A 10,643-nucleotide genomic window follows, 5' to 3' on the forward strand; every position below is an offset into this window, starting at 1 on the left:
ACTCAGGAGGGTGGATCCGTGACGACCGATCTGTCGCAGATCGTGAAGGCGTACGACATCCGCGGAGTGGTACCCGACCAGTGGGACGAGACGCTCGCCGAACTCTTCGGCGCCGCCTTCGTCCGGGTGACGGACGCGGGCGCGATCGTCGTCGGCCACGACATGCGCCCCTCCTCGCCCGGCCTCGCGGCGGCCTTCGCGCGCGGCGCGGCCCGCCTGGGCGCCGACGTCACCCTCATCGGGCTCTGCTCCACGGACCAGCTGTACTTCGCCTCCGGCAGCCTCGGCCTGCCCGGCGCCATGTTCACGGCCTCCCACAACCCGGCCCAGTACAACGGCATCAAGATGTGCCGCGCCGGCGCCGCCCCCGTCGGCCAGGACACCGGCCTCGCCGACATCCGCGCCCTCGCCGAGGAGTGGTCGGAGCAGGGCGCCCCCCAGGCCGCGGCGACGCCGGGCACGATCACCGAGCGCGACACCCTCGCGGACTACGCCGCCCACCTGAAGGGCCTGGTCGACCTCACCGCGATCCGCCCCCTCAAGGTCGTCGTCGACGCGGGCAACGGCATGGGCGGCCACACCGTCCCGACCGTCTTCGACGGCCTCCCGCTGACGACCGTCCCGATGTACTTCGAGCTCGACGGCACCTTCCCGAACCACGAGGCCAACCCCCTCGACCCGAAGAACATCGTCGACCTCCAGGCCCGCGTCCTCGCCGAGGGCGCCGACCTCGGCCTCGCCTTCGACGGCGACGCCGACCGCTGCTTCGTCGTCGACGAGCGCGGCGAGCCGGTCTCCCCGTCCGCGATCACCGCCCTCGTCGCCGCGCGCGAGCTCGCCAAGCACCCCGGCGGCACGATCATCCACAACCTGATCACCTCCTGGTCGGTGCCGGAGGTCGTCCGCGAGCAGGGCGGCGAGCCGGTCCGCACCCGCGTCGGCCACTCCTTCATCAAGCAGGAGATGGCGAAGACCGGAGCGATCTTCGGCGGCGAGCACTCGGCGCACTACTACTTCAAGGACTTCTGGAACGCGGACACGGGCATGCTCGCCGCCCTGCACGTCCTCGCCGCCCTCGGCGGCCAGGACGGCACCCTGTCCGACCTGGTCTCCGCCTACGACCGGTACGCCTCCTCCGGCGAGATCAACTCGACGGTCGCCGACCAGGCGGCGAGCACCGCCAAGGTCAGGGCGGCCTACGCGGACACCGAGGGCGTCACCTTCGACGAGCTCGACGGCCTGACCGTGGCGGCGGCGGACTGGTGGTTCAACCTCCGCGCCTCCAACACGGAGCCGCTCCTCCGCCTCAACGTCGAGGCCCGCGACGAGGCCACCATGGCCAAGACCCGCGACGAGGTCCTCGCCCTGGTCCGGGCGACCGACTGACCCCCCGGCCCACCGCCGGGGAACCGGGGCGTGCCCCTTTCCCCGGCGGTAGGCTGACCTGGCCCGATCCGTCTCGTCCGAAGGGACCCCCCATGCCGCTCGAAGCCGGCCTCCTGGAGATCCTGGCCTGCCCGGCCTGCCACGCTCCGCTGAACGACCGCACGGCGGACGAGACCCCCGAGCTGGTCTGCACGAGCCCCGACTGCGGCCTCGCCTACCCGGTCCGCGACGGCATCCCGGTCCTGCTCACGGACGAGGCCCGCAAGCCGGCGTAGGGCCCCCGCCCGCGCGGGCCCGCGCCGGCACGCCGGAGCAGGGTCCGCGCCCGTACGATCCCCCGCCCGCACGCCGGAGCGGGGCCCCCGGGCTCGCGTGGGCCCCGCGTCCACGCCCCTGCGGGCTCCACCCCGCCCGCCGTGGGTATGAGTTCCTCGCCCGGACACCGTCCGGGGACCCCCGGGGCGGAACGGGTGGGCACGAGGGAAGGCGCCCTCGCCGGGCGCGGGCTCCCGCGCCCGGACCCGCACCACCCGCACCCGCACCAAGGCAGCGCCCGCACCAGCCGCGCCCCGCAGGGAGGCCCGCACATGCTCGACGAGACCCTCCTCGACGCCCCGGACGACCTGGCCCTGGCCGACCGCCGGGGCCTCCTCCGCGGTGCGGCCGAGGCCGGAGCACGGGTACGGACCGCCGCCCGGCACGCCGCGGAGGCCGGCATCGCGGACCTCCGCCCCGAGGGCCGCCCCCGCGCCGTCCTCGTCGCGGGCCCCGGCACCGCCGCCGCCGGCGTCGCCGACCTGATCGGCGCGCTCGCCGGAGCCTCCGCCCCCGTCGTACGGCTCCAGCCGACCGGCGTCGCCCCGGCCGCCGGCGCCCTGCGCTGGGCGCTGCCCGGCTGGGCGGGCTCGGTGGACCTGCTCCTGCTGCCCACCACCGACGGCTCGGAACCGGGCCTCGCCCTCCTCGCCGAACAGGCCTACCGCCGAGGGATCACGGTCGTCGCCGTCGCCCCGAAGGCCTCCCCGCTCACGGAGACGGTCAACGGCTCGCACGGCCTGTTCGTCCCGATGGCGACCGCCCCGCACGAGACGCCCGACGAGTACGCCGAGAGCATCGCGGCCAGCCCGGGCGCCCTCTGGGCCCTGTTCACCCCGCTGCTCGCGCTGCTGGACCGCGTCGGCCTCCTGGAAGCGCCGCCGGAGGCCCTGGAGAAGGTCGCCGACCGCCTCGACCGTACGGCGGAGCGCTGCGGCCCGGCGATCGCCACGTACAGCAACCCGGCGAAGACCCTCGCCGCCGAACTCGCCGACACGCTCCCGCTGATCTGGACCGAGGGCGACGCCGCCGGACCGGCCGGCCGCCGCTTCGCCGCCGTCCTCGCCGAACTGGCCGGGCTGCCCGCGCTCGCCGCCGAACTCCCCGAGGCCCTCCCGGCGCACGGCGTCCTCCTCGCCGGCGACTACGCGGCGGGCGCCGACCCGGACGACTTCTTCCGCGACCGCGTGGAGGAGCAGCAGGCGCTCCGCGCGCGCGTGGTCCTGCTCCGCGACCGTCCGGCGGGCGGCCTGACCGCCGCACCGGCCGCCCGCGAACTGGCCCTCGGCCACGAGACGGCCATCAGCGAACTCGAACCCGAGGAGGGCGGCGACCTGGAGACCCTCGCCGAACTGCTCGCGGTGACCGACTTCGCGGCCGTCTACCTCGCGCTCGCCACCCCGGGCCGCACCCCGCACTAGCCCGCCGGCGAGGCGCGGACGCGGACGCCCCGCGGCTCGGACCCCACCACCGCCCCACCGGGGTCAGACGACGGGTCACACCAGGCGTCACCCCGCGGGACCCGAAGACCCCAAGGGCCACAAGGACCCCAGGGGGCCCCACCGCCCCCACCGTCCCTCCGGCCCTGGTCACCCCACCGTCACCCCCGCGCCCACCGACCCGTCACCCACCCGTCACCCGCCCCCTGTCACCTGTCTCCCGACACCCCGCACGATCCATCACCGCCCCGAGGAGCTGGCAGGCACCATGGACCGCCTCGTCAACACCGTCCGCCCCTACGCCTGGGGATCCACGACGGCCATCCCGGACCTGCTCGGCACCGCCCCCACCGGCGAACCGCAGGCCGAACTGTGGATGGGCGCCCACCCCGGGGCCCCCTCCCGCACCGGGCGCGGTGCGCTGAACGAGCTCATCGCCGCCGACCCCGTGCGCGAACTGGGCGAGCGGGCCGTCGAGAAGTTCGGACCGAGGCTCCCCTTCCTCCTGAAGCTGCTCGCCGCCGGAGCCCCGCTCTCCCTCCAGGTCCACCCCGACCTGGAGCAGGCGAAGGCCGGCTACGCCGCCGAGGAGGCCGCCGGCATCCCGGTCGACGCCCCGCACCGCATGTACAAGGACGCCAACCACAAGCCCGAGCTGATCTGCGCGCTCACCCCCTTCGACGGACTCTGCGGCTTCCGCGCCCCCGCCGAGGCCGCCGACCTCATCGCCGCGCTCGGCGTCGACTCCCTCAAGCCGTACGTGGACCTCCTCCACGCCCACCCCGAGGAGGCCGCGCTCCGCGAGGTCCTGACGGCCCTGCTCACCGCCGACCGCGACGAGATGGCGCACACCGTCGCCGAGGCCGCCGCCGCGGCCGACCGCCTCGGCGGCGACCACGCCCCCTTCGCGAGCCTCGCCCACCACTACCCGGGCGACCCCGGCGTGATCGCCGCCATGCTCCTCAACCGGGTACGGCTCCAGCCCGGCGAGGCCCTCTACCTCGGCGCGGGCGTCCCGCACGCCTACCTCGACGGCCTCGGCGTCGAGATCATGGCCAACTCCGACAACGTGCTCCGCTGCGGCCTCACGCCCAAGCACGTCGACGTCCCCGAACTCCTCCGGATCGTCCGCTTCGAACCGAACGAATCGGCCGTCCTGCGCCCCGAGGCCTCCCCCTCCGGCGAGGAGGTCTACGAGACCCCGATCGACGAGTTCCTCCTCTCCCGGTTCGTCCGCGCGGAAGGCGCCGCCCCGAACGACCTCACCACCCCCACCCCGCAGATCCTGCTCGCCGTCGCGGGCCGCCCCCGGGCCGGCGAGACCGTCCTCGGACCCGGCGACTCCGTCTTCGTCCCCGCGGGCGAGCCCACCGAACTGACCGGAGCGGGGACGGTCTTCCGGGCGACCGTCGTGGCCTGATGCGACAATGACCGGCCGAGCCGCGGCGATCGAGCCGGAGCACCGACGAAGGGACCACGTACACCCATGAGCGCGTCAGGCGGAACCCGGGCGATCGTGGCGGCACTCGCCGCCAACCTCGCGATCGCCGCAGCCAAGTTCGTGGCGTTCCTCTTCAGTGGTTCGTCGTCGATGCTCGCCGAGAGCGTCCACTCGCTCGCCGACTCCGGCAACCAGGGCCTGCTGCTCCTCGGCGGCAAGAAGGCCCAGCGCGAGGCCACCCCGCAGCACCCCTTCGGCTACGGCCGCGAGCGGTACATCTACGCCTTCCTCGTCTCCATCGTGCTCTTCTCCGTCGGCGGCATGTTCGCCATCTACGAGGGCTACGAGAAGATCTCGCACCCCCACCCCATCGAGGCCTGGTACTGGCCGGTGGGCGTGCTCCTCTTCGCGATCATCGCCGAGTCCTTCTCCTTCCGGACCGCCATCAAGGAGGCCAACCAGATCCGCGGCGGCCTCTCCTGGACGGCCTTCGTCCGCCGGGCCAAGGCCCCCGAGCTCCCCGTCGTGCTCCTGGAGGACTTCGGCGCCCTGATCGGCCTCGTCCTCGCCCTCGGCGGCGTCGGCCTCGCCCTGCTGACCGGCAACGGCGTCTGGGACGGCATCGGCACCCTCTGCATCGGCATCCTGCTCATCCTCATCGCGCTCGTGCTCGCCGCCGAGACCAAGTCGCTCCTCCTCGGCGAGTCCGCCGGCGTCGAGGACGTCAGGAAGATCGAGGCGGCCGTCGTCGACGGCGAGACCGTCACGGGCCTCATCCACATGCGCACCCTCCACCTCGGCCCCGAGGAACTCCTCGTCGCCGCCAAGATCGCCGTCCAGCACGACGACACGGCCGCCGAGGTCGCACGCGCGATCAACGCCGCCGAGGAGCGCATCCGCGACGCCGTCCCGATCGCCCGGGTCATCTATCTGGAGCCCGACATCTACAGCGAGAAGAAGGCCGCCGAGGGCAACGACCCGGCGAAGACCCCGGGCGGCACGGGCCACTGACCCCGACCCCCTCAGGCCCCCGGGACCACACGGCCCCGGGGGCCTCGCGCACCCGTACGGCCCACCCGCGCGGGAGGCGCGACCGTACGGGAATCAGGGCACCGGAGCCCGCCGGGGGCCGGATGCGGACTGTGGCCCGCCGCACCGATCGGTGTAGATTCGTGACCAGCCAGACGTCGCTGCTGATGGCGGTCGGGCGGTCCTCGGACCGGCCGAGGGAGAGAGGGCCTCCGACGACGGCACCGAGCAAGCACCCGGGCATTCCTGTGCCCAGGGGGCATGCCGTGGTGCCAGGCACCTCAAACCGACCCTCGCACTCGCACACACGAGGAGCAGCCCAGTCATGACGACTGTCGCCCACCAGGACTTCAAGGTCGCCGACCTCTCCCTCGCCGTCTTCGGCCGCAAGGAGATCACCCTCGCCGAGCACGAGATGCCCGGCCTGATGTCGATCCGCCGCGAGTACGCCGAGCAGCAGCCGCTCGCCGGCGCCCGCGTCACCGGCTCCCTGCACATGACCGTGCAGACCGCCGTCCTCATCGAGACCCTGGTCGCCCTCGGCGCCGAGGTCCGCTGGGCGTCCTGCAACATCTTCTCCACCCAGGACCACGCCGCCGCGGCCATCGCCGTCGGCCCGAACGGCACCCCGGAGAACCCGCAGGGCGTCCCGGTCTTCGCCTGGAAGGGCGAGACCCTGGAGGAGTACTGGTGGTGCACCGAGCAGGCCCTCACCTGGCCGAACACGCCCACCGGCGGCCCGAACATGATCCTGGACGACGGCGGTGACGCCACCCTCCTCGTCCACAAGGGCGTCGAGTTCGAGAAGGCCGGCTCCGCCCCGGACCCCGCCACTGCGGACAGCGAGGAGTACGGCCACATCCTCCGTCTCCTCAACCGCACCCTCACCGAGAACCCGCAGAAGTGGACCCAGCTGGCGTCCGAGATCCGCGGCGTGACCGAGGAGACCACCACCGGCGTCCACCGCCTGTACGAGATGCACCAGGCCGGCTCCCTCCTCTTCCCGGCGATCAACGTGAACGACGCCGTGACGAAGTCGAAGTTCGACAACAAGTACGGCTGCCGCCACTCCCTGATCGACGGCATCAACCGCGCCACCGACGTCCTCATCGGCGGCAAGACGGCCGTCGTCTGCGGCTACGGCGACGTCGGCAAGGGCTGCGCCGAGTCCCTCCGGGGCCAGGGCGCCCGCGTCATCGTCACCGAGATCGACCCGATCTGCGCGCTCCAGGCGGCCATGGACGGCTACCAGGTCACGACCCTCGACGAGGTCGTCGAGACCGCCGACATCTTCATCACCACCACCGGCAACAAGGACATCATCCTGGCCGCCGACATGGCCAAGATGAAGCACCAGGCCATCGTCGGAAACATCGGCCACTTCGACAACGAGCTCGACATGGCCGGCCTCGCCAAGACCCCGGGCATCGTCAAGGACGAGGTCAAGCCGCAGGTCCACACCTGGACCTACCCGGACGGCAAGGTCCTCATCGTCCTGTCCGAGGGCCGCCTGCTGAACCTCGGCAACGCGACCGGCCACCCCTCCTTCGTGATGTCGAACTCCTTCGCGGACCAGACCCTGGCCCAGATCGAGCTCTTCACCAAGCCGCAGGAGTACCCGACCGACGTCTACGTGCTCCCGAAGCACCTGGACGAGAAGGTCGCCCGCCTCCACCTGGACTCGCTCGGCGTCAAGCTGACGACCCTCCGCCCCGAGCAGGCCGCCTACATCGGCGTCGAGGTCGAGGGCCCCTTCAAGCCGGACCACTACCGCTACTGATGCCCCGGCCGGCGGCGCCCGCGCGCTGACGCGACGCCGTCCCGGACACCCGTAGTGGACTCAGGCAGGCCCCCCGCACCCCCGTGCCGGGGGGCCTGCCCCGTCCAGCCCCCGCTACCGCTCCAGGAAGCGCACCCTCCCGAGGACCGACCCATGCCCCGCGGCCGCTATTCGCTCCATGACCCGCACGATCACACCCCCCTCGGCGAAGAACACTTCCACTGCGCGCCCGGCCCCTCCGGCTGGCGCTACGTCTCGCAGATCACCACCCCCACCGGCGATCACCGGGGCTCCGTCGACCTGGCCGTCGACGAACTCGGCCGCCCCATCCGACTCGACATGCACGCCGCCGGCTGGCAGGTCCGCGGCGCGGCCCTCGACGGCGTCACCTGGGTCCGCACGGACCCCACCGGAACCCATGCCACCGAAGGCAATGTGCGCGCGCACGCCTTCACCGGCACGTCCCCGGCCTTCCTCGTCGCCCTCACGCGACTGCTGCGTCTCACCCCCGATTCCCCCGAGACCCGTGTCAGGCTCGTCGCCTTCACGGACCCGGTGCTCGCCCCCCTCACGGTCGACCAGTCCTGGGCCCTGCTGAGAAGTGAAGCGCACGCCACTGACAACGGCCCTCTGACCGTGGACGAGTACCAGGTCAGCGGCCTGGAGACGGGCGAACGCCATACGGTCCACATCGCCGGCGACGTGGTCCTCGCGGCCCCCGGCATCGAGCTCGAAGCCCTGGAGACCCCACCCTCCGTCTTCCCCTGACGGCACACCCCGCTCAGGCGGGCGGAGCGAACCCGGTCGACCGCCGGCCGCCCCCGGTTCCGGGGGGAGTGACGACGGGGGACGCGGCAGGGGGAGGAGCGAGGGAGGAAGCCGCAGGGGACGCGGCCGCGGGAGCAGCTACCGACGGAAAGCCCACCGGCGGCCCGCTTGCCGCCGCACCGCCCACCGGCCCTCCGTCCCTCGGGGCCGCCGCGCCCCCGGCGGCCGCACCCGCCCCCCGTGCGAACGCCCGCCGGGCGTCCCGCGCCTGCCGCTCGGCCACCACCCCCGCCAGATAGGCGCCGGCCGGAACCCCCGCCGGCGGAGGCGTACCGGTCCGCGTCACGAGCTCGTCGGCCAGCCGCTCCGCCAGCCGCCGCCCCACCACCGGGTCCAGCTCGCGCGAGCGCGTCAGGTACTGACGTATCTCCAGCCACAGCCCCTCCGGCACCGCCGAGAGGTCGAGCCCGCCGAAGCGCCCCACCAGCCACGGCGGCGGCGGCACGGCCACGGTCCGGGCCGCGGGCATCCGCTCCCGCACGACCAGCGTTCCCGCGAAGACGTCCCCGAGCCGTCGGCCCCGCTCGGACACCAGCGAAGCGACACAGGCGACGACCCCGAAGGTCATCAGGATCTCCACGACCCCCATCGCGCCCCGCACGAGCGCGTGCCGGAAGCGGATCGGCCCGCCGTCGTCCCGGACCACCCGCAGACCGCAGGCCAGCTTCCCCAGCGACCGCCCGTGCGTCAGCGTCTCGACCGCGATCGGCGCCCCCACGAGCACCAGCAGGAACGACGCGATGGACACCGCCATGACCGCGGCCTCGTCCAGCGACGCCGTCGCGACCGCGAGCCCGAGCGTGAGCAGCAGATATCCGGCCCAGACGACGACCAGATCGATGAGCACGGCGAGCGCCCGACTCGGCAGCCGCGCCGGCTCCACTCCCAGAACGACCGCGTCACCCGTCACCAGACCGCTCACGGCACCCACCCTTCTCCGACCTTCCCGACCCCTCCGAACGCCAGTCTGCCAAGCTGACCCGCAGCGCGCCGCAGTAGTACGGACCCGTCCGCAGCCAGTGCCTGGAGCAGCAGCCGATCATGGACCTCGACGTCTACGTGACCGCCCACCGCGCCGAGTGGGAACGCCTCGACCACCTCCTGCGCCGGGGCGGCAGGCTCACCGGCGCCGAGGCGGACGAACTCGTCGCGCTCTACCAGCGCACGGCCACCCATCTCTCGATCGTCCAGTCGAGCACCCCGGACCCCATGCTCACGGCCCGGCTCACCCAGCTCGTGGCCCGCGCCCGCGCCGCCGTCACCGGCACCCGCCGCTCGTCGTGGCGGGACGCGCTCCGCTTCCTCACGGCCGGTTTTCCCGCCGCGGTCTACCGTTCCCGGCGCTGGTGGATCCCGACGGCCGTGCTCTCCACGCTGCTCGCGGTCCTCATCGGCTGGTGGGTCGGCACCCACCCGGAGGTCCAGGCCTCGATCGGTGCCTCCGGCGACCTCCGCGAGATGACCCGTCCCGGCGGCCAGTACGAGACGTACTACTCCAGCCACCCCGCGGCCTCCTTCGCCGCGCAGGTCTGGACGAACAACGCCCAGGCCGCCGCCATGTGCCTGGTCCTCGGCGCGTTCCTGGGGATCCCGGTCCTCTGGATCCTCTTCACGAACATGCTGAACGTCGGCGTCGGCCTCGGCCTGATGTCCTCCGCCGGCCGTCTCGACGTCTTCCTGGGCCTGATCCTTCCGCACGGCCTCCTCGAACTGACCGCCGTCTTCGTCGCCGCCGGCACGGGCCTCCGCCTGGGCTGGACGGTCATCGATCCGGGTCCGAGGACGCGCCGAGCCGCCCTGGCGGAGCAGGGCCGCTCGGCCGTCGGCATGGCGATCGGACTGGCCCTGGTCCTGTTCGTCTCGGGCCTGATCGAGGGGTTCGTGACCCCCTCGGGCCTTCCCACCTGGGCCCGCATCACCATCGGCGTCGCGGCCGAGGCGGCCTTCCTGACGTACGTGTACGTCCTCGGCGGCCGCGCCGCGCGGGCCGGCGACATCGGCGACCTGGAGGAGCCGGACCGCAGCGCCGAGCTCCCCACGGCGGCCTGATGTGCGTCGGCCCCTGCTGAGCTGCTAGTCTCCTCCGGTGCCCGCGAAAGCTGTTGACACAGTCGTCGCGGGGAGGTAGATTCAAACGGTTGCCTAGAACTGGACAGTTCGGCAGCGGCCGGGTAGAGTCTCGCTCACTCCGGCAGGGAATTCGATTCCACGGAGTCATCCCGATTCTTATTCGAATCACGAAAGCCACCGATTAGGTCGGCGGAAATGATTCTGATAAAGTCGAAAAAGCCGGAAGGGCCCGGAGCGAAAGCAAAAGGGACCGGAAAGCGCCGAGGAAATCGGATCGGAAAGATCTGATAGAGTCGGAAACGAAGGAAGCGCCCGGAGGGCCTGGAAACAGGAACGAAGGAAGCGTCCGCACCTT

10 protein-coding genes are annotated in these 10,643 nt (G+C 72.9%); 8 read left to right on the top strand and 2 right to left on the bottom strand.

Translation table 11 applies throughout. The features are described 5' to 3' along the window. Positions 1 to 18 precede the first annotated feature (18 nt). The 7 genes from ACFYXU_RS35565 (at position 19) to ACFYXU_RS35595 (ending at position 8,158) form a co-directional block, all read left to right on the top strand. The gene (locus tag ACFYXU_RS35565) at positions 19 to 1,386 is read left to right on the top strand and encodes a phosphomannomutase/phosphoglucomutase (RefSeq protein ID WP_329849547.1); all 1,368 of its coding nucleotides are present in this window, start codon (positions 19 to 21) and stop codon (positions 1,384 to 1,386) included. 92 nt (positions 1,387 to 1,478) lie between these two features. Beyond that, positions 1,479 to 1,661 carry a Trm112 family protein gene (locus tag ACFYXU_RS35570; RefSeq protein ID WP_376515106.1) on the top strand — a complete coding sequence of 61 codons (183 nt, stop codon included), beginning with the start codon at positions 1,479 to 1,481 and terminating at the stop codon, positions 1,659 to 1,661. A 312-nt stretch (positions 1,662 to 1,973) separates the two neighbouring features. Further along, positions 1,974 to 3,122, top strand: a complete 1,149-nt coding sequence (locus ACFYXU_RS35575; protein WP_389409069.1) for an SIS domain-containing protein — start codon at positions 1,974 to 1,976, stop codon at positions 3,120 to 3,122. A 286-nt stretch (positions 3,123 to 3,408) separates the two neighbouring features. Next, positions 3,409 to 4,560, top strand: a complete 1,152-nt coding sequence (manA, locus tag ACFYXU_RS35580; RefSeq protein WP_389409068.1) for a mannose-6-phosphate isomerase, class I — start codon at positions 3,409 to 3,411, stop codon at positions 4,558 to 4,560. A gap of 66 nt (positions 4,561 to 4,626) precedes the next feature. Beyond that, positions 4,627 to 5,592 (top strand): cation diffusion facilitator family transporter, encoded by a 966-nt coding sequence (locus ACFYXU_RS35585; RefSeq protein ID WP_389461689.1) that lies wholly within the window; start codon positions 4,627 to 4,629, stop codon positions 5,590 to 5,592. Between the two features lie 343 nt (positions 5,593 to 5,935). Beyond that, positions 5,936 to 7,390, top strand: a complete 1,455-nt coding sequence (ahcY, locus tag ACFYXU_RS35590; RefSeq protein WP_329849553.1) for an adenosylhomocysteinase — start codon at positions 5,936 to 5,938, stop codon at positions 7,388 to 7,390. A gap of 153 nt (positions 7,391 to 7,543) precedes the next feature. Further along, positions 7,544 to 8,158: a hypothetical protein gene (locus tag ACFYXU_RS35595; RefSeq protein ID WP_376515100.1), complete on the top strand. Its 615-nt coding sequence runs from the start codon at positions 7,544 to 7,546 to the stop codon at positions 8,156 to 8,158. A gap of 13 nt (positions 8,159 to 8,171) precedes the next feature. On the opposite strand, the gene ACFYXU_RS35600 is transcribed toward ACFYXU_RS35595, so the two are convergent. Further along, positions 8,172 to 9,140 (bottom strand): RDD family protein, encoded by a 969-nt coding sequence (locus ACFYXU_RS35600; protein ID WP_389461691.1) that lies wholly within the window; start codon positions 9,138 to 9,140, stop codon positions 8,172 to 8,174. A gap of 119 nt (positions 9,141 to 9,259) precedes the next feature. Here ACFYXU_RS35600 and ACFYXU_RS35605 point away from each other — a divergent pair, with 119 nt between their 5' ends. Continuing rightward, positions 9,260 to 10,267 (top strand): stage II sporulation protein M, encoded by a 1,008-nt coding sequence (locus ACFYXU_RS35605; protein WP_389409065.1) that lies wholly within the window; start codon positions 9,260 to 9,262, stop codon positions 10,265 to 10,267. A 134-nt stretch (positions 10,268 to 10,401) separates the two neighbouring features. Here ACFYXU_RS35605 and ACFYXU_RS35610 read toward each other — a convergent pair. Then, a partial coding sequence (locus ACFYXU_RS35610) for a hypothetical protein (protein WP_389461693.1) occupies positions 10,402 to 10,643 on the bottom strand: 242 nt, incomplete at its 5' end.

Origin of the sequence: Streptomyces sp. NPDC002232 (genome assembly GCF_042890295.1) — a bacterium.
In the GTDB taxonomy this organism is placed as follows: Bacteria; Actinomycetota; Actinomycetes; order Streptomycetales; family Streptomycetaceae; genus Streptomyces.